We start from the raw sequence: 23,704 nt of genomic DNA on the forward strand, positions 1-23,704 counted from the left end.
GTTTGACGTTCTCGCGCTGGCTGATCACGCGCAGCCGCGCGAACGCCTCCTCCGCGGTCGCGCCGGTACGCCCACGCAGCAACCCGATGGCCTGGTCGATGACCGGCCTGCTCGACAGCGCCGTCTGCAACTGGACCGTGAGGTTCAGCGCCTGGGCCAGCACCTGGGCGTTAAGCACCGCGACCGCCGCCGGGGCGGCGAACAGCTCGCCGAGTTCGGCGGCGTGCTCGTCGAAGACGTCCTTGCCGTGGGCGTAGACGTTGATCGCCCCTACCACCTGATCCGGTAGCAGCAACGGCAGCGACAGCGCGCTGTGCACCCCGAGGCGGCCGACCCGCGGGCCGAAGCGCGGCCACTGCCGGTCGCCGCCCAGGGATCCCGAGCGAACCGTGCGCCGGTCGAGGGTGGCGGTGATGCAGGGGCCTTCGTTGAGGACGACATACTGGATCTCGTCGATGTCCCGGACGAATGGCGCGCTTGCCGCCAGCGCCTCGATCCGGGTGCCATCCCGGTCGGCGCGCAGCAACGTCACCCCGGCGCCGTCGGCGCCGGGGATCGCGCGGGTCGCGAACCTCGCCACCCGGGCCAACAGCTCCTGAAGGTCCAGGGAACCGGACACCAGACCAGCAAGTCCTGCCAGGCCCGCCCGCAGGTCGAGGTCATCGGCCCGCGCCTGCTCGAAACTCAGCGCCGGCGCCAGGTTCGCGATCCCATCCTCGAACTCCGTCATGGCCGCGTCACCCGCAGGCCGGCCCCGGGCCCGTGCCGGCGGCCGGCTCGGGACGAATGCCTGCCGAGGCCCGTGAAGGGAGGGTGCGCCATCACGCCCGCCGACGCGCGGCGTCGACCTGGTCGAGAGGTGTGGACGTTCGGCCCGTCATCATGACGGCTGCCTAACCCGGGCGATGAGAGCCGCCAGATGGCCACGGCCGGTGACGACACCGACCCGGCGTCAACATTCGTAGAAATCCGGCCAACCGTAACCATACCACAGCACCCCTGCACCCGTGCGATCGCGAACTCCTCGTCCGTGGCTGGGACGAGCACATGGACGTTCGGACACTGAGCGCATCGGGGGCGCCCGCTGCCGGCGGACCCCGCGATTCTCCAGGCCCCCGGATCCACATCGATGCGAGGACGCGTTGCACCGGCGGCTGCGCCAGCGGCCGATCTCCGCGGAAACCCTCCGCGCGGTCTGGCCCCGTGAACCTGGGCCACCCGACCCGGCGGCGTGGCAGGTCGACCCTATAGCCCAGTACGACCAGTTCGGCGTCTTTTGCCCCGCCCGTCGCCTCGGATCCGGGGGACGGGCCGGTCCGAACGCGCCGGATCCATGACGAGATACACCAGTCGCAACACCATGATCCTCGATCATGCACCGCTGCGCGAGGCAGCACAGTCGCCCGTTACCACACTGGTCGACATTCGGACGTGCCTCGGGCTATGCTCAGCTGGCTAGGACATAGCCGGCTCGGGATCGGGAACGCCGCGTAGCTGCCGCGGGACCGCGAGTGTGCGACTCACGCTCGAGCGCCGCCAGTGGCCGTCCACAGGGCGTCGTCTGTGACATTGTCCAAATCCTCTGGCCACCTTCGCGCCGCTATTCCCGCCTGGGTTTCCTGGTCGTCCCCATGGGGCCCGTCGAACGGCTCACCGCCGTCTGGTCAGGCGCGCCACGATCACCGGTCCTCGGCTGGGTTCGGGCGAGCGTAGTGGAGTACCGGCGCGACTTTCTCCACGTTCTCCTGGGACAGCTGGACGGCAGCGAACGGCCCCGCGTGCTGGCCCAGCTCGGGGTCGACAATGCCACGCAAGGCCTCACAATCATGCATCGACGGTCCGGTCCGTCCGGGGCCGCGGTGGGAATCTTCACCTCGCACCGCGACCGGGTCACGACCGTCCAGATCCTCGCCCCGGCCGGGGTGGTCGCCGCTACGTTCCGGGACGCCCTCGGCCATGGGATGCACGCGGGGGAACCGCTGCTGGTCGTTGACCTCGGCGAGGTGTCGTCCCTCGGCGCGGCGGCCCTGGAGATGCTGGTCGGCGCCGCTTCCTGGGCGGCTCGCCGAGGGAGTCGGATCATCGTTCGCGGCGCCCAGCCGGCGGTCTTCACAGAGTTCCTCGCCGCCGGCCTGGTCATGATGCTCGATGTCCGTCCCGCATACCAACAGCCCGCCATCATCAAACAGCAGGGAAAAACATGAGCATCATTGCCTGGATCGTGCTGGGACTCGTCGCCGGCCTGATCGCCGAAAGGCTTACCGGGGAACGGACAGGCTGGGTGGTCGCGGGTATTGCCGGGATCGCGGGTGCCCTGCTCGGGGGCTGGCTCGCCAAAATGATCTTTCACGTCCATTCGCTCGACACGTTCTTCAACGTGTCGACGTGGATCACCGCGATCGTCGGGGCCGTTATAGTCCTCCTGGCCGTGCGCCTGATCACCGGCGCGACGGGCAACTCGCTGCGAGGGCGTCGACACCCGACGTCGCACCGCTGATCGTGACGAGATCTCTCCCCCCCGTGTCCGAGGCGTTGACACGGCGCTCGGTCAGGTCCGCCTTCCGATTTCATACCGACATCTACGCGCCGCCCGACAGGACGATCGTGCGTGCGCACGGTGAGATCGACCTGGCGACCCGGGCCGCGTTCCGCGCGGCGCTGACCGCCGGCCTCGACCGGCAGCCGTCGCTGCTGGTCGTCGACCTCGCCGGCGTATCGGTCCTAAGCCCCTACGGGCTGGGAGTCCTCGTCCGTGTCGCGAAACAGGCCGCCCGCGCCGGCATCCCGATCACCGTCATCGGTGCCCGCCCCCGGATCTACCGACGGTTCGCCCTGACCCGCCAGGTCGCCCGCCTCAACGTGCACACCTACACCCGCCACAGCGACCCGGATACCAGCCTCGATGACGGTCCGACCAGCGCACTCACCAGCCCACTCCAGAGATGAGGTCCTGACTCGGCCGGCCCTGGGCAGCCATCCCACTGGTGCGCCGCCTGCCCTGGCTCGTCTAGGAAACCCGGACACAACCGACCGTCGGTCGGTCGGCCGGCCGACCGACCGACCGCGGATGAACGGATGCGCGCAGGCCGGCGCCGGGGCCTTTCGGTCTCGCTCTGCTCGGCGACATCGTTGTCGTCGAGCAGAGCGTTGACCTGCGCTGTGCAGCGGTTGGCGGCACCGACTGCCCCACCGGCGCCGCGCATCGGCGGCCAGGCGGCCTCGATCCGGTGGCGATGGCGGGCCGCGGCCGAGCGGCCGGCACCTTTCGGCAGAGCTCGATGCCAGCGCCGCAAGGCACGTGAAGACCGCGACATTCCCTTGCCGGCGCGGTCAGCTGGCATATGCGGGCGTGGGGCGCTATTCCGACGAGACGGTCACCCCGTCCGGCGGGGCGGCGTACTATGACGCCGCTGGGACACAGCCAGCCCGGGTGGGGGCTGCCGCGCGTCAGCGTCGCAGTCTCACGAGTTTTCAGGCTCAGTGCCGGGTGCCTCGGTGATCTCTCCTGGAGAGGCACCACATGCCCACAGGCAACGATTCTCCCTCGGCTACGCCCGCAGCGGTGCTCGGCAGCCGATACGGCACCTGCGACGGCAGATCCGCGTTCGCCCGGGAGACCAGCCCTGGTAGCTGGCAGGTCAAGATGCACCCTCCGACCAGTCCACGCGCGGGCCATGACGGCTGGGTGCTGCTCGGCTCTGGCTGGCCGACGTTGGCCGTCGTCCTCGCCGCGACCGGCCTGACCTGAGCCCGCGCGGTGATGTCTCGTGATCGTGGCGACGCGGCGATAGCACCCGTGGCGGGCAGCCAGGTCGGACCGCGCGCCGCACCGGGAGGTGGCCGCTCATCCGGCCCGGCCGTGTCGACGCAGCTGTCCAGGACGCCGCCGGCGGTAGTCCTGGACAGGGATCGCTTCGGTCGGCTGACGGCGTTGGCGAGGATCGCGCTGGCCGCGCCGGTCGCGTTCGTCGCACCCGCAGACGGGTCCAGTGCCTGGTCGCCGGACCTCTCCCACGGACTCGCAGAAGCGTCGACCGTCGGGTCCGACGTCCTCGTCCGGATTGCCCACAAGGTCCTGACCGGTGCGATGCCGCTGACCGTCGAGGACGTACGGGCCGATCCGAGCACGCGCGACGACCCGCGGATCGCCGCCACGGGCGTCGCCGCGTGGACGTGCGCCCGTGTCGGGGGCCCGGCTGGTGAGACACTCGCGCTGTTCTGCGTCGTGGACACGGCGGCGCGCGGCTGGACCGAGCAGGAGCGGCAGGTCGTCGCGAGTCTCGCGGCCGTCGCCGCGGGCGAGCGGGGATGGCGCGACGACATCGCCCGCGCGGGCCGGCCGGACGAACGCCTGCGACCACTCCCCGTCCAGGTGCCGATGCCGCACCTGAGTCTGCTGCCCCCACGGACGTCCGACATCGCGGGTATGCAGATCGCCGCGCGCAGCATCCCGGCGGCCGACGGCCAGGGGGCACTCGGCGACTTCTACGACATGTTCCCGGTGCGGCTATCCACCGGCGCGGACGCGAGATCCCAGACGGAGCAGGTGCGAGTGCGGCGTGGATCCCTGGTGGAACGCTGGGACGCCGTGATCGGAGACGTCGCAGGGCACGGCCCGCAAGCCGCGAAGATCGCGGACATGGCACGCCACACGATCCGCGCCGTCGCGACGGCCGAGAAGACCCCATCGCAGATACTCGACCGCCTCAACACCGTGCTGCTGGCCCACGGCTCCGCTAACGAGCGCTTCCTCACCGCCGCCTACGTGACGCTGTTCCCCACCCCAGGCGCAGTCCGCCTGCTCCTCACGTTGGCGGGCCACATGCCCGCGCTGCTGCGCAGCTCCGCAGGCCCGGTGCGCGCCCTCGGACACCACGGCCTGCCCCTGGGTCTCTTCGACAACGCCAGCCTCACCAACGTACGAGTGACCCTGCGGCCGGGAGACACGATGCTTCTCTACACCGACGGCGTCACCGAAGCCCGGCAAGGCCGCGAACAGTACGGCGAACAACGCCTTCGCTGCCTCCTCACCGACGCCGGACAGCTCAGCGCCCACCACCTCGTCAAAGCCATCGAGAAGGCAGTGCTCACCTTCACCGGCGGAACCCACACCGACGACATCGCCCTCCTCGCCCTACACGCCGTCAACGCATCCGAGCAGGTTCGGTAGACGTGGAGCCTTTCCCAGCAACGGTCGGCGACGCCGCGTGATGGTCACTGACGGTGGTAGGTGTGGGGTCGTGAACTGACGGAGGCCGACTACGAAATCCTCGCGTTCGCGCAGTTGACCCTCGCGGACCAGGTCGGTCGACACCTACGCCACGCGCTCGGCGCGACGCGGTGGCGGGACCGCGAGGCGGCGCTGTGCGCCGCGGCCAGCCACCTCGCCGCCGCCACGAACCGGCTTGGTCTGGCTGAGCCCGTCGACCCCGCGCCGCGCCGCTTTCATACCCGAGACATCCAGGTACTCGACGCACAGCGCCTCACCCGCGCACTGACCGACGCGATCAGCGATCCACATCCGCGAGCCCTCCTCACCCGACTCGGGCACCGCCCCGACGGGCCGCTCGGTCATCTCCCCGGCGCGATCGACCAGGCCACCGACAGCGTCGAGATCCTCACCCGACCGAGCCGTCGCCGCGACTACGGCCCCACGCTTGGACTCCGGGCGTGAATCTCGGGGCCACCGACTCCTCGGACGTCGACCTGCTGTACGTGCTGGCGCCAGACTCGAAGCTTGGCTTCGAGATCGTCGGTCTCCGAGACGAACTCGAGAAGATCGTCGGTCGTCGCGTCGACCTGGTGCCCAAGACTCGGCTGAAATGGGTCATCCGCGACCAGGTGCTCGCGGAGGCCAGGGTCCTCTATGCGGCGTGATGAGCTCTACCTCGTTGACATGCGAAGCCGCGGCCGCCGTGACGACGTTCGTCCGGGACGTCGACGAGACCGCGTTCGCGGCGAGCGACCTGGTCCAGAGCGCCGTTCCGCAGAAGCTCCTGGTGATCGGTGAGGCGGCCGGGCGAGTCTCGCCCGAGATCCGCGCGCGCTGGCCGGACGTGCCGTGGCGATCCGTCACCGGCTTCCGCAACATCGCCGTTCACACCTACTTCGGTGTCCAGGTCGTCGACGGTGGCGTCCTCGACAGGTGAACGGTCGGACAGCGGTGGCTGGCGGGCAGCCGTGTCGCCTCCGGCGGCGCGGAGGAAGGCGATCATCTGGGACGCGCCTGGTCCGGGAACCGGATGTCGACGAGCGGACATCATGTGGCATGAGGCAGCGATGACAGACGAGTCCGCGTCGGACGAGGCCCTCCTGGCGCGGGCGGCGCAGGGAGACGGAGCTGCCTTCGGACAGCTGTTCCGTGCACATGCTGACGCCGTCTACTCCTATTGCTTTCACCATCTGGGGACCTGGAGTACCGCCGAGGACGCGACATCAATAGTATTCCTGGAAGCATGGCGGTGCCGAGCGAAAGCGGTGGCAGTATCAGGATCACTACGGCCATGGCTCTTCGGAGTAGCAACAAATGTAATGCGAAACCAGCAGCGGTCAGCTCGGCGGTACGACGCCGCACTGTATCGGTTGCCGCCTCCGCGCGCCGAGCCTGATCACGCAGACCGCGTCGCGAATCAACTCGACGACGAACGCCAGATGCGTCAGCTCATAAATGAGCTGATGAAGCTCAGTCGAGGAATCCGGGAAGCGTTCATCCTGGTGACACTCGAAGAGCTGAGTTACGCCGAAACAGCGGTCGCTCTCGGAATTAGAATAGGTACGGTGCGGTCGAGGGTCGCTCGCGCCCGCGCCCACCTGAAAAGAATTGACACTTCGACAGAAGATTCGAGTAGCTTTATCGAAGTGGCCGAATCGTCGATTCATCGGAGTGAGGGGATGGTCACGCGAGATGCCTGATATGCGAGGTCTGGACTGCGTACCGCACCGGCCCCTCCCCGCGAACAGACTGGAGCAGCGTCAGGAGCTGCTCGAGCGGCACGTTGCGGCATCGATTCGCTCTCGTAAGACCTCCTGGTGGAGGCGGAAGAGTATAGGAATTCCGGCCGTGACGGTAGCGGCCGCCTGCGTTGTCGCCGCCGGCTGGGGGCTGCAGAATGGAGGAGAGGCGGAGGGGTCGCTGGCAGTTGGATGCTATTCCGCACCCAGCCTGCAGAGCGACACGGCAGTTTTCGACAATGGCCAGAAAGATCCAGCCACAACGTGTCGAGACTATTGGCAACGATCGGGGATCATCATCGATGGGGGCGTAGCTGTCTGCCTCAGGCGAGACGGAGGAATCGCAGCATTCCCCGTGAAGAACGCCTGCGAGACGTTGGAACTGAAACCCTTCCTGGGAGTGTCCGAGAAGGCTGCCAGGTTTGCAGAATTCAAGGAGGAGGCGGTGCAACTGTTCGCTGCAGACCGGTGTCGGCCACGCGGCGAGCTCATCGCCGCACTCAGGCAGATGCTTGATGACCTTGGTCTGCTTGGATGGTCGATCGATGACAGCGGGTACTCTCAGCCCCGGGCCCAAGGACTTCCCTGTGCCAGTCTCGCCTTCGATCATAAGCGATCAGTCGTGAACGTTGTTCCATTCGCTGGTCTGCCGCCTTCGGATGAGGCGCCCGGCGGATCCGGGTTGCCTACAGGTCCGTGATCGGAGAAGCGGACGGACCGCGCGGCCGCGGCCGGTCACGCCACGGCCCGCGGATGTCCCGGTCAGGCGATCGTCGCGCCGTACACGTGGTCGACCGTCATCGTGATGAGGACCCGGCGGTCGGAGACCATCACCGCGCGGTACTCGTCCCAGTCCGGATGCTCCCCGGCCGCGGCACGGTAGTAGTCCACCAGCGCCTGGACCTCCGGCCCGTTCGGGTCTCTCCCCGGCCCGGTGAGCTTCGCCAGCCCCTCGACCGTCGCCCACGACATCCCGTCAGGACCCGTGACCTCCAGCGTGGCGCGCGGATCCCGGCGCAGGTTCGCCGTCTTGGCCGCCCCTTGGATGGTCGAGACAAGAACAACGCCGGCCCGTTGGTCGTAGAACGGCATGACGGGCGAGAGCTGGGGCCGGCCGTCCGACCTGATCGTCGCGAGAACACCGAGCCGGCTCGCCGCGAGCAGCACGTGCGGGTCGAAGGATGTCGAGATCATGAGAGGATCATCAACCTTCAGATCGGTGTGAAGGTCAAGGAGGAACGCCCGTGCTCATCGGGGAACTGAGCCGACGGACCGGCGTGCACGCCCACCTGCTGCGCTACTACGAGGCCCAGGGCCTGCTGAGGCCCGCCCGCGCCAGCAGCGGCTACCGCGAGTACGGCGACGACGCCGTCCTCACCATCACCCAGATCAGGAAACTGCTTGACGCCGGCCTGTCGACACGGGAGATCAAGGTCATCCTGCCCTGCGCCACCGGTTCGGCGCCCGACCTCGAACCCTGCACCGACCTGCTGGACACCTTGCGCGCCCGCCTACGCGACCTCGACGAGCGCATCGACACTCTTGACCGCTCCCGCCGGGCGCTGCGGGGCCACATCGCCGCGGCCGAGGGTCGTCGCCCGGCCGCCGCGCACCCGGCGTGCCCGCCGGCCGTGCCCGTCACCCGCACGCTCAGCGAACACCTCGCAGGCGCGCAGCGACACTGACCGGTTCGAGCGGCCCCCGATGGCGCTGTTGCGTCGTGGGAAGGCAGTGCATGACGAAACTCTCCGACGGTCCGCGGCCCGCGGACTTCCGGCGGCCGCGTACACCGTTGGTGCTGCCGACACCGTTGGTGCTGTCGATGCCCTGCTCGCACCTACGGGGACTCGCTGGCCGCCGTCGTGGGCACGGTGTCCCGCGGCGACGGTGCCGGCTTCCGCCTCGGCAGGAACACGGTTGCGGCGAGCGCGCCCAAGGTGAGGACGAACATCCAGGTGAGTGCGGGGGTGAACCCGTTCGCCTGGAGAACGAGGGCCATCACGGCCGTACCGGTCGCCGCACCGACCCGCTGGATGACGTTGCTCGCGCTGGTCGCGCCCGGAATGTCCACCGGGTGAAGCGTCCGGTACACAGCGACGCTGGCGTGCAGGCTCGCCGCTCCGAACCCGATCCCGCGGACGAACAGGGAGACGCCGAGCAGGACCAGGTTGCTGTCCGCGGTGGCGAAGACGTACGGGAGAGTGCCCGCGCTCGCGACCACCAGACCCGCCGCCGCGAGCGGGCGCGGCGCAAGCCGGTCGGCGTACCGGCCGGTCACCAGATACGCCAACCCCAGGCCGACGACGTCCAGGGAACGGCCACGCCCAGATCGGACGCTGGCGCTGCTTGCCGGAAGGCAACCGGCGACGTGGCCCGGACCGGTCCAGCCGATCCCGGGCCGTCCGGTAGCTGAACCCGCGTAGATTCTGCCTGTAGGTGCCGCGTCCAGAGGTGGGCGCGGGCGGTGAGTCATCGGGGTGGGGCCATGCGCGCGCAGAGCTCCTTTTTCTATGCCCTGAAACGCGTGTGACTCTCTGCCTGAGAAAGGCATCTCCGTCATGCATCTCCTGATCCTGGGTGGTACCAGGTTCGTCGGGCGGGCCGTCGTCGACGCCGCGCTCGCCGCCGGTGCCGAGGTGACCCTGTTCAACCGTGGGCGGACGGCCCCGGGGCTGTATCCCCACCTGGAAACCGTGCTCGGCGACCGGACCGCGGATCTGTCCGCCCTTGTCGGACGCCACTTCGACCTGGTCGTCGACTGTGCCGGCTACGAGCCGGCGGTGGTCGCCCGCTCGGTCAACGCCCTGGGCGACGCGGTCGCCCGGTACGTCTTCGTGTCCACCGTCTCGGTCTACGCCGACCAGACCATCCCACCTGTCGAAGGCGGCGCGCTCCTCGACGACGACTCCTACGGTGGCCGCAAGGCCGCCTGTGAGCGGGTCGTGCTCGGCCGGTACGGCGAGCGCGCCCTGATCGCCCGGCCCGGCCTCATCGTCGGACCACACGACCCCACCGAACGGTTCGCCTACTGGCCACGGCGTTTCACCCGCCCCGGCCCGATTCTCGCTCCCGGTGACCCGACCGACCCCGCCCAGTTCATCGACGTTCGTGATCTCGCCACCTGGTTGGTCACCTCGACCGCCTCCGGCGTCTACAACACGGTCGGACTGCCACTGCCACTGCCGATGGGCGAGCTGCTCGACATCTGCCGAACAACTGCCGGCTCGAACGCGCGGGTTGTCTGGAGATCCACGGCGGACCTGCTGGCAGCCGGCGTCGAGCCGTGGATGGGCGTGCCGCTGTGGATCGGCGATCCCGCCTGGAGAGCGGCCAACCTGGTCGACGGGCACCGCGCCCGCGCCCACGGCCTCACAACACGCCCGGTCGCCCAGACGGTCATCGACGTCGCCGCGTGGGACGCCGCCCGCGGCCCCCGCGGCACGCGTGAACCGCTGCCGGCGGCGGACGAGAAGCGACTTCTGCTCGCCGGCTCCTGACCCAGACCCGGACCGGCGGCTGCCCGAAGCGCCCGGGCAACCGCCGGTCCGCCTGGTGCGGAAAGGACGCGCGCCACCTGACGCCACCTGACAGACATCCGGCCCGATCTCTCACCGGGAGCCGTCGGTTGCGTAGCCGGACGGGTGACAGCGGTGTCGCGAAGCGTTGCCAGGCCGCGTGGTCCGTGGCCGTCCGCAGCAATCATGGGGATACGAAGATCGATCTTCGTGGCAGCCGGATCACCGAGGTGTGCCGGCGTCCAGAGTCCGCCGCTACTCACCCCTCAACAGGGCCCGGCGCATGCCTTGCATGGAATATGCCCTCGATGTAATGCTGTTGGGGTGGACATCGACTGGCCCGAGGACTTCGGGCGGTGGCTCGACCGCCTCGAGGACGAGGCGCGCGCCGGGGACGGGCACTCGCGTCTCCTCCTGGCGTACACCGCCCGTGCGCTCGACCAGCTGCGACGCAGGTCAGACCCGCCTACGCCAGACAGCGAGACGGCGACCCTCCGATGGGTACGGCAGTCCCGCCGGTACCCGCTCTGGCGGGTCTCGCACGCCTACGACCCGCGGGCAGCTGTCCGGCTGATCTGCTGGTTCCCTCCTGGGGCTGGCACCGTGGTCTTCACGCTGTTCGCTGCCGACAAGGCCAGGTCGGGAGACGCCTTCTACGACGGGGTAGCCGCCAGAGCCGATCCGATGATCGACCAGTGGAAGCGCGAGACAGCCTACGAGGAGAAGCCATGACTGAGGACGCCACGCCGCAGCCTTCGACGTTCGTCCGTGGCAACGACCACCTGGACCGGCTCCTGTCAGATCCGCAGCTCGCCGCTGACGTCACCGAGGCGCACATGGCGGCGGAGGAGATGGACCGGGTCCACGCCATGAACCTGGCGATGATCCGCAAGGCGGCCCAGATGACCCAGGCGGAGGTCGCGGGGAAGCTCGGGGTTGGCCAGGCCGCCGTCTCCCGCCTCGAAAGCCGCGAGGACATGCTCCTGTCCACCCTCTACGACTACCTCACCGCGACCGGCGCCGACGCGGCCAGCATCGTCGTCACCGTCCACGGACACCGCATCGAACTCGATCTAGGCAGCATCCGCAGCGCTCGGATCGCCTGACGACGCGAGCATCGTGGCGACCTCGCTTCTGTCCCGACCACTGCCGGGGACCGGCGACTGGGACGGCCTGGCACGCCGACAGATCGACCTGATGATCAACGGCCTCGGCCCCACCGCGCCTTCGGCCGATGGGAAGTCGTGCTGACAGCTTCCAGCCTCGGCCTTGGGCGCGGTGGCGGGTCAGGACCTGGCAGCGCGGATGACATCGGCCAGCGGCGTGCTGGGGCGGCCGATCAGCGTCTCCAGATCGGTCGTCGGCACATCGAGTTCGCCGCGGGCGATCGCCGCGTCGAGGCCGGCGACGAAGGCAGCCGTGCCCTCGTCGAGACCCGCGTGCTCGCGCAGCGTGGCGATGAACTCAGCCTCGGGCAGATCCTGGTAGGTGACGTTCGTGCCGGTCACATCGGTGATCGCGGCGGCGAGCTCGGCCAGCGTGAATGGGGTCCCGCCCAGCTCGTACGTCGTGCCCTCGTGCCCGTCGCCGGTGAGGACAGCGACCGCGGCGGCGGCATAGTCGGCGATCGTCGCGCCGGCGATCTTTCCGCCCCCCGCAGCGCCGACGATCACGCCAGTGGCGAGGTGGCGAGCCAGGTCGCGGGTGTAGTTCTCGATGTACCAGCTGTTGCGCAGGAACGTGTACGGCAGGCCGGACGCGGCGATCACCTGTTCGGTGGCCTTGTGCTCGACCGCGAGGCTGACCGCGCTGGTGTCGGCGCGCACGATGCTGGTGTAGGCGATCCGGGCGACGCCGGCCGCCTTTGCCGCCTCGACGACGTTCGTGTGCTGGACGATCCGCTTGCCCACCTCACTGGCGGAGACGAGGAGCAGGGTGCTCACACCGGCCAGCGCAGCGGTGAGCGTCTCCGGCGCGTCGTAGTCGCCGAGGCGGACGTCCACACCGCGGGCCGCGAGGCTGGCCGCCCTTTCCGGTGCGCGGGCGAGGCCGACGAGGCTGGACTGGGCGACACCGGCGCCCAGCAGCCCGTCGATGACGAGCGGCGCGAGGTGGCCGGTGATGCCGGTGACGGCGATGGATCCCATGGTGGCTCCAGTTCTTCGGGTGTCGGGTCCTACCGGTGCGGGCGTCGGGGCGCTTGGCGGGCGCGGTCCGCGAGGAGCCGGACTAGTACCATCGACACCGCAGTACTAACTATTCCACAGTACTTTCAAGCCACACTGGGCCGCCGTATTCTGGGAACATGACCACGGTGCGTGCCTCCGGCTCCCAGGGCACGCCGGCCAGCCAGAGGGCGCGAGCCACTGGGCGGATGCGGGCTGGCCAAGGCGGCCTGGATCGGCCGGGCGACCACTCGGAGGGGGCGGCCCGCGAGCCGTCGATCAGCGATGAGCTGATCAGCGACGTGTTCAACCGGGACTGTCCATCCCGGTCGGCCCTGGAGGGCGTCGCGGGCAAATGGGGGATCCTCGCGCTGCTCGCGCTCGGCGAGGGCGGCTACCGATTCAACGCGCTGCGGCGGCGGGTGGAGGGCGTCAGCGAGAAGATGCTGTCCCAGACGCTGCAGACCCTGGAGCGTGACGGGATGGTCGTGCGTTCGGTGGTCACGACGATCCCGCCTCGGGTCGAGTACTCGTTGACCCCGCTCGGCGCCCGGGTCGCCGAGCGGCTACGTGCGCTTGCCGACCTGTTCGAGGACTCCATCGACGAGATCGGGCGCGCCCGCACCGCCTACGACACCGACCACGCGATCTGACCTGGTTCTGAAGATCCGCGATTCGGCTGAGCGGCGACGAGGATTCCGACCTTCTACCCGGCCTGTGACGGCGCGCGGGCAGGCGCGGTGGCCGCGGGTGGGGTTGAGTCGTTCGAGGATCTCAGCTGGAGCACGCCGGGCACTGACGGTACGTTGACAGGGTACTTATGTGCTAGCTAACGTACCGTCATCCGAATTCTCCGCTCAGTTGAGGGGCGCCGAATGCAGCATGTATACGACATAGATGTCCGGATTCCGATGCGTGACGGCGTGGCTTTGGCCGCCAATGTGTGGCGCCTGGCCGACGGCACGGGGCCAACGCTGCTTGTGCGCCTTCCGTACGGCAAGGACAGCCTGATCACGGCCTCGGAGATCCTGCCGAACTTACTGACACTGCTGGAGGCTGGCTACGCGGTGGTGACGCAGGACTGCCGGGGCACGAATCGTTCGGAAGGCGAGTTCGTTCCGCACATGGCCGATCGGGCCGACGGCGAGGACACGCTCGCCTGGATCGTCGACCAGCCGTGGTCCGACGGCACGGTGGGCATGTACGGAGCGTCCTACCTCGGGATGGTCCAGTGGGAGGCCGCCGCGACCGGCTCCCCCGCCCTCAGGGCGATCGCGCCGTCACTCACCTCGATTGACAACTATGAGGCGCCCTGGTATTCGGCGGGCGGTGCGCTTTCCCTGAGCCTGGTCACGTTGTGGAGCGCCCTGATGTACGCGGCCGACGCACAGCGGTCGCTGGCGGCCGGCACAGGCTCGCCGGCCCAGGTACAGGAGCTCGTCGCGGCGTTGCTGGCTCCCGAGCCCCTCAACGATGTGCTCCCGACGGCCGAGGTTCCGGTTCTGGCGGCCTACGGTAAATGGTGGAACGACTGGATGTCCCACCCGGCCCACGACGGATTCTGGGACGCGATCGAGCTCACGTCCGAGCTCAAGAACGTCACCGCCCCGGCGCTGAACATCGGTGGCTGGTACGACCTCTACATCGGACAGACCGTCCGCACCTTCACCGCCGCCCGCCAGAACGCCGGCACCGCGCAGGCACGCGAGGGGCAGCGACTGGTCATTGGCCCGTGGGAACACGAGTCCGCGCGTGGCATCTACCCCGACCGCTCCTTCGGCCCGATGGCCTCGGTCCGGATGATGGGCCTGAACGAGCTGTACGTGAAGTTCTTCGACCGCTGGGTCCGCGGTGACACCAGTGCCCTCGACGGCGTGGCCCCCGTGAAGATCTTCGTGATGGGCATCGACCAGTGGCGCGACGAGCAGGACTGGCCGCTGCCCGACACGACGTGGACCGACTTCCACCTCGGCAGCGCCGGCCACGCCAACACCGCGGACGGCGACGGCGTGCTGACGACCGAGCCAGCGGCCGTCGCCGGGCATGACACCTACCTCTACGACCCCCGCCGCCCGGTGCCCACGGCCGGCGGGGCGTGCCTGCCGACGACCCCGGGGTTCTGTGGCCCGGTCGATCAGCGGACCGTCGCCGGCCGCGAGGACGTGCTGTGTTTCACGGGTCCCGTGCTCGAGGAGCCCGTCGAGGTCACGGGCCCGGTCAGCCTGACCCTGTTCGTCTCCTCGTCGGCGGTGGACACCGATTTCACCGCCAAACTGGTCGACGTCTTCCCCGACGGCAAGGCGATCAACCTGTGCGACGGTATTCTGCGCGCCCGCTATCGCAACAGCCGCGCCAGGGAAGAGCTGATGAAGCCCGGCGAGGTCTATGAGATCACCGTCGACCTGACCGCGACCTCGAACGTGTTCCTCCCCGGTCACCGCATCCGCCTGGACGTTTCCAGCAGCAACTTCCCGCGCTACGACCGCAACACCAACACCGGCGGCGTCATCGCCCGCGAGACCGAGGAGCAGATGATTCCCGCGATCAACCACATCCACCACGGGCCGGACCACCCCAGCCGCCTCGTCCTGCCGATCATTGATCGGAAGAAGCAGTAGTGGGCGCCGCCGGCCGGGTCGCGGAACTGACCGCGACCTTCACCGCCCCCCGCCTCGACGTCGCATGGCTGCTGTGCGACCGGCACCCCGCCGACCAGGTCGCGTTCACTGTCGTCGATGACCCCGACGCACCGACCGTCCTGTCCTTCGGAGAGCTAGCCGTGAGCTCGCACCGCTATGCACGGGCGCTGCAGGGGCTGGGGGTCGGTCCCGGCGACCGGGTCGCGACCCTGATGGGCAAGAGCACCGACCTGGTCACGCTCATTCTCGCGATCTGGCGGCTCGGTGCGGTCTACGTCCCGCTGTTCACCGCGTTCGCGCCCCAGGCCATCGCCCTGCGGCTGGAAGGCTCGGGCGCGCACGTCGTGGTCGTCGACCCCGATCAGCGTCACAAACTCGACCCGGGTCCGGACCTGCCGCACGACCCCGAGCGCCGCGTCGTCGTCACCGGAACCGGCGCGTCCCTCGGTGGCGCGTCGCTGTCAGACCTCGTCGCCGCCGTGTCACCGGAGCCGGTGGCCGCGGTCACCACGAGCGGGGACGGCCCGCTGGTGCACATGTTCACCTCTGGCACCACCGGCAAGCCCAAGGGAGTGATCCACCCCGTCTCCTACATCGCCGGATGGCAGATCTACCTGGAGTACGGCCTCGGCGTCACCCAGGAGAGCAGCTACTGGTGCGCCGCCGACCCGGGGTGGGCCTACGGGCTGTACGCCGCGATCGTCGCTCCGCTGGCCGCCGGCGTTTCGAGCCTGCTGCTGGCCCAGGGGTTCTCCGTCGAGTCGACCTGGCGCACGCTCGTCGAGCACTCGGTCACCGACTTCGCCGCCGCCCCGACGGTGTATCGGAGGCTGCGCTCGTCGTCGGTGCCCGTGCCTGCGGGGCTGAGCCTGGAACGAGCGTCCAGCGCGGGGGAGCCACTGACCCCCGAGATCAACGACTGGGCCGACGCCGCGCTCGGCGTCGCCGTGCACGACCACTTCGGCCAGACCGAGCTCGGCATGCCACTGGCCAACCACCACCATCCGGAACTCGCCCGTCCCCTCAAGGTCGGATCGATGGGTCGGCCGGTTCCCGGCTGGAGCCTCGCGGTGCTCGCCAATGACAAGGACGAGCCCGTCGGACCAGGCGTGCTCGGCCGGCTCGCCATCGACGTCGCCGCGAGCCCTCTGATGACGTTCCGCGGCTATCAGATTCCCGGGCAGAGCGACGCCAGGTTCACCGCCGACAAGCGCTGGTACCTCATTGGCGATGCCGGGCGGTTCGACCCCGACGGCGACTTCTACTTCTCGTCCCGCGACGACGACGTCATCATCATGGCCGGGTACCGCATCGGGCCGTTCGAGATCGAGAGCGTTCTCGCCCAGCACCCCGCCGTCGCCGAGTGCAGCGTCATCAGCGCACCCGACGACGTCCGCGGGGAGGTCATCGAGGCCTACGTCGTCCTGCGCGGCGGCAACGACGCCTCGCCGACGCTGATCACCGAACTCCAGCAGCTCGTCAGAACCCGTTATGCCGCCCACGCCTACCCGCGCACCATCCACTTCATCGACGCCCTGCCCAAGACACCCAGCGGTAAGACACAGCGTTACCTTCTGCGCCGCAACCGACGAGCCGAACTCACCCAGGAGGTACGTTGACCGGCGCCGAACCCCTGCTCGTCGAGCAACGCGGCGCCGTCCGCTGGTTGCGGCTCAACCGCCCCGAGCGGCGCAACGCCCTCGACGTCACCCTGATCGAAGCCCTGGACAAGCAGATCACCAGTGCCGAAGCCGATCCCGCCACCGCGGTCGTCGCGGTGGCGGGCAACGGGCCGAGCTTCTGCGCCGGCGGAGACTTCCACCAGTTCCTGGACCTGCACGACCGCGGCCACAATCCGGTCCGTTTCCTGACCGACGTCTCGGCCTGTTTCAGCCGCATCGCGGCCGCCACCAAACCGTGGGTCGCCGTGCTGCACGGCCACGCCGTCGCCGGCGGCCTCGAACTCGCGTTGGTCTGTGACGTCGTCGTCGCCGCCGACACCACACTCATCGGCGACGGTCACCTCACCCGCCGGCTCGTCCCGGCCGGCGGATCCAGCGTCCGGCTGCCCGGTGCGGTCGGGCGCGGCCTCTCCCGCTGGCTCCTGCTCACCGGCGAACTGCTGCCCGCGACCGCGTTCGCCGGCACCGGCTGGATCCGGGCGATCGTGCCCGAAGCAGACCTGCACAGCACGGCGGACCGCATCTGCCGTCAGCTGGCCGACCGCGCCAGCCCCGCCCAGCAGCGGCTCAAGGCGTTGCTGCACCGCATCGACGGCGTCGCGCCCGAACACGCCCTGGGTGAGGAACTGGCCACCTTCGCCGACAACTGGTCGGCGAGTTCGGTGGCCGACGCCCTGCGCGCCTTTCTCGATCCCGAAACCACGAAAGGCGACGATCAGTGAATCGCTACCACGGACGCGTCGTCGCCATCACCGGTGGCGCGCAGGGCCTGGGTCTCGCCATGGCCACCCGCTTCGCCGCCGAAGGCGCCGCGGTCGCACTGGCCGACGTCAACGGCGAAGCCCTCGAAGCCGCCACCAGAACAATCACCCACGACGCCGAACTCCGCGGCGACGTGATCGACGTGACCGACTCCGCCCAGGTCAGCGCCTGGATCGCCGGCGTCACCGATGACCTCGGCCGTCTCGACGTCCTGGTCAACAACGCCGGAATCATCCGCGACAACCGGGTCGAAGATATCACCGACGACAACTGGCGCGCGGTGCTCGACGTGAGTCTCACCGGCAGCTTCCACTGCGCGCGCGCCGCGTTCGGGCCCATGAAGCGCCAGGGCTACGGGCGCATCGTCAGTTTCTCGTCCATGTCCTGGCACGGGAACTTCGGGCAAAGCAATTATGTGGCCGCCAAGGCCGGCGTCGTCGGCCTGACCCGGGCCCTCGCGCTCGAGGGCGCGCGCCACGGCATCACCGTCAACGCCATTGCCCCCGGCCTCATCGAGACCCCCATGCTCGCCTCGATGAACGGCCCCGCCCGCGACAAGCTGATCAGCAAGATTCCGATGCGCCACACCGGCAGGCCGGAGGACATCGCCGACGCCGCGGCGTTCCTGGCCAGCGAAACAGCCGGCTACATCACCGGCGTCGTCCTGGACGTGGACGGCGGCATCTCCATCGGATCCTCGATTCGGTGACAGCGCGGCCCGTCCGCCCTCAGGCCGGTGGCGCGCTCAGACCGTGCAGCAGGAGATCCGCCATCTCGGCGTACGCCTCACCCGCGCTCAGGCCGCTGCTCCGCAGGAGCACCCCGGACTGGACACCTTCGATGGCCATGGCAACGAGCTGCCCGGCGAAGTTCCCGTCGATCGGCCGCAGCGCGCCCTCCCTGACGCCGTCGGCGATCAGCTCCTGAACTCGCCGAGCCGCAGCCGCGGAATTCGTCCGGTAGATGCTCGCGGTCGACCGGAGACCGATCATGTCGGCGTAGAACCGGGTCGAACACCGGCTCATCGCCCGGCCGACCATCGACAGGTACGTGGGAATGCGCAGCCTCGGGTCGGCCACGTCGGCCACGGCCTGCTCGATCTGTTCGGTGGCCTGGCGGAAGAACTCCTTCGTCAAGGCCACCACCAGATGCTCCTTGGTCCCGGCCACGCTGTAGAGCGTCGCCTTCGAACAGTGGAGCCGGTACGCCAGATCATCCATGCTCAGCGCCAGGAAACCCTCGGCGAGCACGAGTTCCTCAAGATCCCTGAGCAACTGGGCGCGGCGTTCAGGGTCGACCCGCCGACGCCGCGCAGAACCGTTACCGGTGCCGTCCACTCCAGTCGTCAGAGGCCCCGTCATCACCCACCCAGTATGACCTGGTGGGGAGGTCCTATTCGGCCCGGCGGCCGCGGTGTCCAGCACGACCCTGAGCCGTGCGGCTGCCGGGTGAGCCAGTACTCCAGGGGCGCCGGGTTCGCGGCGTGGGGTCGTCGCCACCTCGGCGAGGACGAGGTGGCGACGACGCGGTGCGTCCCGTGCGGGCAGTACGTTGCTCGTGCGCGTGACGGTGCTCGTGCGCGTGGCGGTCCGGCGTCAGCTCGCCCAGGCGGTGGTGCCGAACATGGCCGCGGTGATCTGCTCGACGGAGACCTGGTCGGCGGGTTGGCTCAGCACCGAGCGCCCCTGATCGACGAGGATGACGGCGTCCGCATAGCCGCTGAGGACCTCCTCGACGATCTGCTCGACGAGCAGAATCGCGAGGCCCTGCGCCTTGAGCCCGTCGATGATCTGGAGGACCTGCTCGACCGCCAGTGGCGCGAGACCTGACGACGGCTCGTCGATGAGCAGCACGCTGGGCTGGGCAACCATGGCCGTGGCGATGCTCAGCATCTGCTGCTGCCCGCCGCTGAGCTCGCCACCGAGGCGCCTGCGACGATCGGCCAGCACGGGGAAGTTCGCCCAGGTGCGTTCGAGCGCCTCGGCGCGGCCGGACCTGCCGACCGTGGCGTGCAGAGCCACCGAGATGTTCTCCGTGACCGTCAGGTTGCGGAAGACGCGCTTGCCTTCCTGCACGATCCCGAGGCCCCGCTGGACCCGTGTCCAGGGTGGCAGTCTGGTCACGTCCACCCCATGCAGGCGGACCGATCCGGCCCGGGCGCCAAGCAGTCCGACCAGGCCGGACAGCAGCGTGGTCTTGCCCGCGCCGTTGCGTCCGAGCAGGGCCGTCGTGCGCCCGGCGTAGACGTCGACGTCCATGTCCCACACGGCCGTCAGATCGCCGTAGCCCAGGCGCAGTCCCCGCGCCGACAGCGCCGGCTCCGAAGCAGCCGTCCCGGCGGCGGTCCCGGCGATCTCGGTCCCGGCGGCGGTCCCAGTGGCGGCGGTCCCAGCGGTGGCGGTCCCAGCGGTGGCGGTCCCGGGTTCGGCCGTCGTGAAGGCCCCGGTCCCGGCGCGGGGCGTTTCGGAGGCCGTCGCCCTGGTGGCGGGCGTGGAGTGGTCACTCATGCGGATCCCTCCAGCGCGGTCGCCGCCGGCTCCTGGTGCGTCCCGTGCCGGGAGCCCAGGTAGCTGGCGATCACCCGCGGATCGGACCGGATCTCCTCCGGCGTTCCGTTCGCCAGCAGGCGGCCGAGCTCCATGACGTACACGTCGTCGGCGACGCCGAGGACGAACGAGATGTTGTGCTCGATCAGCACGACCGTGGCCCCGGCGTCCTTCAACCGCTGGAGCAGGTCGCGCAGCTCGGCGATGGCGTCGTCGTCCATCCCGGCCGCCGGTTCGTCGAGCAGGATGACCTTCGGACGGCCGGCGACGGCGCGCACCACCTCGAGCAGTCGCCGTGTGCTGAGCGGGAGGCTCGCGGCGGACTCGCCGGCGTGCCCGCCGAGCGCGACGACGTCGAGGGCGGCCATCGCGATCTCGCGGTCGCCGCGCGCCGTGCGCCGGTACCTGGGCAGCCGAAGCATCGCCGACGGCGCGCCGAGTCGGCCTTCGATCAGGCAGCCCGACGCGGCCACCTCGAGGACGCTCATCGCCGACGGGATCATCGGGGTCTGGAAGGTCCGGCCGATGCCCTCCCGGGCCCGGCGGGCGGCCGACAGCCCCGAGACGTCCTTCCCGCCGATCTCCACCGTGCCGGTGTCCAACGTGATGGCGCCCGAGACCGCGTTCAGCAGGGTGGTCTTCCCCGCGCCGTTGGCACCGATCAGCGCGGTGATACGTCCGGGCTCCGCGCGGAAGTCGACGCCGCCGAGCGCCTTGACCTCCCCGAAGGCCCGGCTCGCGCCCGTCACTCGCAACGACTCGCCGGGGATGGCGAGATCCGGCGCCGCCGCCTGGCCCGATGCCGCCGGGCCAGCGGCCTGGGCGGGCCGAGCGTCGCCTTCGATTCCGACAGCCAGGAGCTTCGCCAGCCGCCGCAGGCCGGTCCGGGCGACGCCCGCGAGCCCACCGGCGAGGACGGTGCCGACCAGGACGAGGAAGAATCCGTAGACGATCAGGGAGTAGCGATCGAACGCGCCCGCGTTCAGCGGCCCGAGCACCAGGAGCGCCGCACCGATCGGCGCGCCATACACGCTCTGCGAGCCACCCACGACCGACGCGGCGAGAATCGCGATCGACATCGACAGCGTGAACGACGACGGCGCGACGTACACGCTGGCATATGCGAACAGACAACCGGCCACACCGGCCGGCAGGCTGCCGAGGACGTACGCGGTCAGGCGCAGCCGCAGCACCGACAGCCCCAGCGACGAGGCCAGAACCGGGTTCTCCTTGAGAACGCGCAGAGCCAGCCCGAACCGCGACATCACGAGGTTACGGAAGATCACCAGCCAGGCTGCCGCGGTCAGGACGCACAGCAGGTAGAGCGCGACGTTCCCCTTGATCGGGATGCCGAGGAAGGTCGGATTGATCAGACCGTAGATGCCCGTGTACCCACCGGTCTCGCCCTCGAAGGCGAGAGCGATCGGCGCGACCAGGAGTACCAGGAAGAAGGTGATGAGACCCAGTGCCAGATGACTGAGCCGCAGCCCGGGAAGGCCGGTGACCAGCCCGAGGATCGCGGAGGCGGCGATCGCGATGACCATCGCGATCGCCAGGTCGTGGACCTCGTGCTTGGCGAGGATTCCCGCCACGTACCCGCCGAGCGCGAGGATCGCGACCTGGCCGAGGACGACCTCACCCGCGTACCCGAGCGTGAGGTTGAGGCCGCTGACGAGAAGCGTGTAGATAGCGATGAGGATCAGCTGACGCAGGAATCCGCCCTGATAGCCGGCCAGCGGCAGGATGACGAGCACGGCCAGGGCTACCAGCGGAAATGCCCAGGGGTTCCGGGTGAGCGGTGCCGGGACTGATATGGATTTCATCTCAGACCAATCGAATCCGTCGGTCACCGAACAGCCCGGTCGGCTTCAGCAGCAACACGACCAGTAGTAGCGCGAACACCACGAGCAGCGGGTACTGGCTGCCGGCGTAGCGTTCCGTGTGGGCCTGGACAAGGCCGATGACGATCCCACCCACCCAGCAGCCCACGTAGCTTCCGAAACCACCTGCCGTGAGCGCCGCGAAGGCGTAGACGACGAGGGTGGATCCCAGGCTGAACACGGCGCCGGTCTTGGGGGCCACGAAGATTCCCACCGCGCCACCGAGGGCCCCGGCGACGACGAAGGAGCCCGAGACGAGTCGTCGGGTGTTCACCCCCCGGACCGCCGCGGCCACGGCGTCCGCCGTCATCGCGCGGCCCATGAGCCCCCATGGGCTGCGGGTGTGCAGCAGGTGCACGCCGAAGCAGAGAACGACGCCGAGCACGATCATCGCCAGGTCGGTGACCTGGAGTCGCCCGCCAAGCGCATTGATCGAACCGCCGTGGAAGACGGCGTGGACGGGCCGCGGCTCGGATCCCCAGATCGCGAAGGCGAGGCCCTGGAGGACGACGCCGGCGCCGACCGTGGTCACCAGCGGAGCCCAGCCCGTCCTGTCCTTGAGCGGGCGGATCGCGGCCAGTTCCGTCAGCCAGCCGAGCACTCCCCCGACGACCGCCCCGATCGGCACGGCCAATAAGATCGGTAATCCGTTGTCCTGCACGAAGAACGCTATGAACGCCCCCACCATCAGATACTGGGCCGCCGCGAACGAGAAAACGCCCGCGGTGGCGATGGTGACGTTGTACAGCAGGGCCGCGACCGCATAGAGCGACCCCAGCGCCAGGCCTGTCCAGATGATCGTCACTGACTCTCCTCGCCCATCTCTCTTACCCGGGCCCGACAGGACGTGTCCGGGGTGGAAGCCGAAGGCCATCCACCCCGGACACGCCAGGCGGTGCTACCCGATCAGGGAGTCACCATTCCGTCGACGTTCGCCTGCGCCTTGACGAACGTGAAGTCGGACGCCTTCCACCGCGCGTTTCCGTGGAAGTCCGCCGAGAAGCCCAGGCCGTCGGGACCGACCCACAGATCCTTGATCGAGGCCGGAATGCCACTGACCCCGAGGCCTTCCAGCGCCTTCGACACGCTGGCGACGTCGTTCTTGTCCGTCGCCTCGAAGGCCGCCTTGATCGTCAACAGGTTCTCGTAGAGGCAGACGAGGCCACCCATGCCGACCTGGATCTTGTTGGCGGACTTGAACTCCGCGAGGAAGGTCTTGAAGGCGGGAACGCTCAGCATCGGACCGTTCGCGACCGCCCAGTTGGGGCTCTGGACGGTCACGTTGTTCCACTGGTTCGGGCTCGAGATCTTCCCCAGGTCGTTCGCGGCGAAGGCCGTGCCCTCGCCGATGGTCGGAATTGTCCACCCGATGTCGGCCCGGCTCTTCAGCATGGCGGAGGCGGCGGGGCCGTTGGCGTTGAGGACCAGCACGTCCGGCTTCTTCGCCCGGATGGCCTCGAGGGTCGGGGTCGCGTCGACCGCGTCCGCGGGCAGGAAGGCGGGGACGACCGTGAGTCCCTTCGACTTCGCGACGGCCTGGAAAGCGGTCACGGCCGAGTGTCCG

28 protein-coding genes are annotated in these 23,704 nt (G+C 69.3%); 18 read left to right on the forward strand and 10 right to left on the reverse strand.

Features of this window, described 5'->3' with window-relative positions:
• Both AC6EXY_RS30900 and AC6EXY_RS30905 read right to left on the reverse strand, forming a co-directional pair.
• Window positions 1-730 (reverse strand): GAF and ANTAR domain-containing protein (locus AC6EXY_RS30900; RefSeq protein ID WP_499842447.1); only part of this gene is annotated, 730 nt, incomplete at its 3' end.
• 949 nt (window positions 731-1,679) lie between these two features.
• Window positions 1,680-1,814, reverse strand: a complete 135-nt coding sequence (locus tag AC6EXY_RS30905) for a hypothetical protein (RefSeq protein ID WP_279354676.1) — start codon at window positions 1,812-1,814, stop codon at window positions 1,680-1,682.
• A 12-nt stretch (window positions 1,815-1,826) separates the two neighbouring features.
• Between AC6EXY_RS30905 and AC6EXY_RS30910 the strand changes: the two genes are divergently transcribed.
• The 9 genes from AC6EXY_RS30910 to AC6EXY_RS30950 all read left to right on the forward strand — a co-directional run bounded on the left by AC6EXY_RS30910 (window position 1,827) and on the right by AC6EXY_RS30950 (window position 6,912).
• A complete protein-coding gene (locus tag AC6EXY_RS30910) occupies window positions 1,827-2,204 on the forward strand; it encodes an STAS domain-containing protein (protein WP_165818489.1) in 378 nt (125 codons plus the stop codon).
• Window positions 2,201-2,497 carry a GlsB/YeaQ/YmgE family stress response membrane protein gene (locus AC6EXY_RS30915; RefSeq protein WP_101833028.1) on the forward strand — a complete coding sequence of 99 codons (297 nt, stop codon included), beginning with the start codon at window positions 2,201-2,203 and terminating at the stop codon, window positions 2,495-2,497. The genes AC6EXY_RS30910 and AC6EXY_RS30915 overlap by 4 nt, the downstream gene beginning before the upstream one ends.
• Window positions 2,498-2,520: 23 nt before the next feature.
• A complete protein-coding gene (locus tag AC6EXY_RS30920; protein WP_499842448.1) occupies window positions 2,521-2,946 on the forward strand; it encodes an STAS domain-containing protein in 426 nt (141 codons plus the stop codon).
• A 574-nt stretch (window positions 2,947-3,520) separates the two neighbouring features.
• Complete coding sequence (locus AC6EXY_RS30925) at window positions 3,521-3,748, forward strand: hypothetical protein (RefSeq protein ID WP_101833026.1); 228 nt, start codon at window positions 3,521-3,523, stop codon at window positions 3,746-3,748.
• Between the two features lie 111 nt (window positions 3,749-3,859).
• Window positions 3,860-5,170, forward strand: a complete 1,311-nt coding sequence (locus AC6EXY_RS30930) for a PP2C family protein-serine/threonine phosphatase (RefSeq protein ID WP_165818487.1) — start codon at window positions 3,860-3,862, stop codon at window positions 5,168-5,170.
• A 60-nt stretch (window positions 5,171-5,230) separates the two neighbouring features.
• Entirely contained in the window at window positions 5,231-5,674 is a 444-nt protein-coding gene (locus AC6EXY_RS30935) for a hypothetical protein (RefSeq protein WP_499817784.1), read from the forward strand.
• Window positions 5,671-5,877, forward strand: coding sequence for a nucleotidyltransferase family protein (locus tag AC6EXY_RS30940; protein ID WP_499817783.1), 207 nt, complete (start codon window positions 5,671-5,673; stop codon window positions 5,875-5,877). The genes AC6EXY_RS30935 and AC6EXY_RS30940 overlap by 4 nt, the downstream gene beginning before the upstream one ends.
• A gap of 14 nt (window positions 5,878-5,891) precedes the next feature.
• Window positions 5,892-6,149, forward strand: a complete 258-nt coding sequence (locus tag AC6EXY_RS30945) for a HepT-like ribonuclease domain-containing protein (RefSeq protein ID WP_499817782.1) — start codon at window positions 5,892-5,894, stop codon at window positions 6,147-6,149.
• Window positions 6,150-6,279: 130 nt separating this feature from the next.
• Entirely contained in the window at window positions 6,280-6,912 is a 633-nt protein-coding gene (locus AC6EXY_RS30950; protein WP_165818260.1) for an RNA polymerase sigma factor, read from the forward strand.
• A gap of 801 nt (window positions 6,913-7,713) precedes the next feature.
• Here AC6EXY_RS30950 and AC6EXY_RS30955 read toward each other — a convergent pair.
• The gene (locus tag AC6EXY_RS30955) at window positions 7,714-8,145 is read right to left on the reverse strand and encodes a PPOX class F420-dependent oxidoreductase (protein ID WP_101830671.1); all 432 of its coding nucleotides are present in this window, start codon (window positions 8,143-8,145) and stop codon (window positions 7,714-7,716) included.
• 50 nt (window positions 8,146-8,195) lie between these two features.
• Here AC6EXY_RS30955 and AC6EXY_RS30960 point away from each other — a divergent pair, with 50 nt between their 5' ends.
• Window positions 8,196-8,636 carry a MerR family transcriptional regulator gene (locus AC6EXY_RS30960; RefSeq protein ID WP_499817781.1) on the forward strand — a complete coding sequence of 147 codons (441 nt, stop codon included), beginning with the start codon at window positions 8,196-8,198 and terminating at the stop codon, window positions 8,634-8,636.
• A 152-nt stretch (window positions 8,637-8,788) separates the two neighbouring features.
• Here the strand turns inward: AC6EXY_RS30960 and AC6EXY_RS30965 are convergent, their stop codons facing one another.
• On the reverse strand, window positions 8,789-9,511 hold the full coding sequence (locus AC6EXY_RS30965; protein ID WP_499842449.1) for an MFS transporter: 723 nt from the start codon (window positions 9,509-9,511) through the stop codon (window positions 8,789-8,791).
• Here AC6EXY_RS30965 and AC6EXY_RS30970 point away from each other — a divergent pair.
• The 3 genes from AC6EXY_RS30970 (at window position 9,510) to AC6EXY_RS30980 (ending at window position 11,572) form a co-directional block, all read left to right on the forward strand.
• On the forward strand, window positions 9,510-10,448 hold the full coding sequence (locus AC6EXY_RS30970; RefSeq protein WP_101830673.1) for an NAD-dependent epimerase/dehydratase family protein: 939 nt from the start codon (window positions 9,510-9,512) through the stop codon (window positions 10,446-10,448). The genes AC6EXY_RS30965 and AC6EXY_RS30970 overlap by 2 nt on opposite strands.
• Before the next feature lie 342 nt (window positions 10,449-10,790).
• Complete coding sequence (locus AC6EXY_RS30975) at window positions 10,791-11,198, forward strand: hypothetical protein (RefSeq protein WP_499817779.1); 408 nt, start codon at window positions 10,791-10,793, stop codon at window positions 11,196-11,198.
• Window positions 11,195-11,572 (forward strand): helix-turn-helix domain-containing protein, encoded by a 378-nt coding sequence (locus AC6EXY_RS30980; protein ID WP_101830675.1) that lies wholly within the window; start codon window positions 11,195-11,197, stop codon window positions 11,570-11,572. The genes AC6EXY_RS30975 and AC6EXY_RS30980 overlap by 4 nt, the downstream gene beginning before the upstream one ends.
• Window positions 11,573-11,752: 180 nt before the next feature.
• Here the strand turns inward: AC6EXY_RS30980 and AC6EXY_RS30985 are convergent, their stop codons facing one another.
• Entirely contained in the window at window positions 11,753-12,613 is an 861-nt protein-coding gene (locus AC6EXY_RS30985) for an NmrA family NAD(P)-binding protein (RefSeq protein ID WP_101830676.1), read from the reverse strand.
• Between the two features lie 227 nt (window positions 12,614-12,840).
• On the opposite strand from AC6EXY_RS30985, the gene AC6EXY_RS30990 reads away from it, so the two are divergent.
• The 5 genes from AC6EXY_RS30990 to AC6EXY_RS31010 all read left to right on the forward strand — a co-directional run bounded on the left by AC6EXY_RS30990 (window position 12,841) and on the right by AC6EXY_RS31010 (window position 18,423).
• Complete coding sequence (locus AC6EXY_RS30990; RefSeq protein WP_101830677.1) at window positions 12,841-13,284, forward strand: winged helix-turn-helix transcriptional regulator; 444 nt, start codon at window positions 12,841-12,843, stop codon at window positions 13,282-13,284.
• Window positions 13,285-13,542: 258 nt separating this feature from the next.
• The gene (locus AC6EXY_RS30995) at window positions 13,543-15,249 is read left to right on the forward strand and encodes a CocE/NonD family hydrolase (protein ID WP_499817778.1); all 1,707 of its coding nucleotides are present in this window, start codon (window positions 13,543-13,545) and stop codon (window positions 15,247-15,249) included.
• Entirely contained in the window at window positions 15,249-16,889 is a 1,641-nt protein-coding gene (locus AC6EXY_RS31000) for an AMP-binding protein (RefSeq protein ID WP_101830679.1), read from the forward strand. The genes AC6EXY_RS30995 and AC6EXY_RS31000 overlap by 1 nt, the downstream gene beginning before the upstream one ends.
• Complete coding sequence (locus AC6EXY_RS31005) at window positions 16,886-17,674, forward strand: enoyl-CoA hydratase/isomerase family protein (protein WP_101830680.1); 789 nt, start codon at window positions 16,886-16,888, stop codon at window positions 17,672-17,674. The genes AC6EXY_RS31000 and AC6EXY_RS31005 overlap by 4 nt, the downstream gene beginning before the upstream one ends.
• Complete coding sequence (locus AC6EXY_RS31010; protein ID WP_499817777.1) at window positions 17,671-18,423, forward strand: SDR family oxidoreductase; 753 nt, start codon at window positions 17,671-17,673, stop codon at window positions 18,421-18,423. The genes AC6EXY_RS31005 and AC6EXY_RS31010 overlap by 4 nt, the downstream gene beginning before the upstream one ends.
• Window positions 18,424-18,442: 19 nt before the next feature.
• On the opposite strand, the gene AC6EXY_RS31015 is transcribed toward AC6EXY_RS31010, so the two are convergent.
• The 5 genes from AC6EXY_RS31015 to AC6EXY_RS31035 all read right to left on the reverse strand — a co-directional run.
• The gene (locus AC6EXY_RS31015; protein WP_243407269.1) at window positions 18,443-18,988 is read right to left on the reverse strand and encodes a TetR/AcrR family transcriptional regulator; all 546 of its coding nucleotides are present in this window, start codon (window positions 18,986-18,988) and stop codon (window positions 18,443-18,445) included.
• 321 nt (window positions 18,989-19,309) lie between these two features.
• Entirely contained in the window at window positions 19,310-20,221 is a 912-nt protein-coding gene (locus AC6EXY_RS31020; RefSeq protein WP_499817775.1) for an ABC transporter ATP-binding protein, read from the reverse strand.
• Window positions 20,218-22,083 (reverse strand): branched-chain amino acid ABC transporter ATP-binding protein/permease, encoded by a 1,866-nt coding sequence (locus AC6EXY_RS31025; protein ID WP_499817774.1) that lies wholly within the window; start codon window positions 22,081-22,083, stop codon window positions 20,218-20,220. Before AC6EXY_RS31025 ends, AC6EXY_RS31020 begins: the two co-directional genes overlap by 4 nt.
• A 1-nt stretch (window position 22,084) precedes the next feature.
• On the reverse strand, window positions 22,085-22,945 hold the full coding sequence (locus tag AC6EXY_RS31030) for a branched-chain amino acid ABC transporter permease (RefSeq protein WP_499817773.1): 861 nt from the start codon (window positions 22,943-22,945) through the stop codon (window positions 22,085-22,087).
• A 101-nt stretch (window positions 22,946-23,046) separates the two neighbouring features.
• Window positions 23,047-23,704 (reverse strand): ABC transporter substrate-binding protein (locus AC6EXY_RS31035; RefSeq protein WP_499842450.1); only part of this gene is annotated, 658 nt, incomplete at its 5' end.

The sequence above is a fragment of the Frankia sp. RB5 genome, assembly GCF_059816245.1.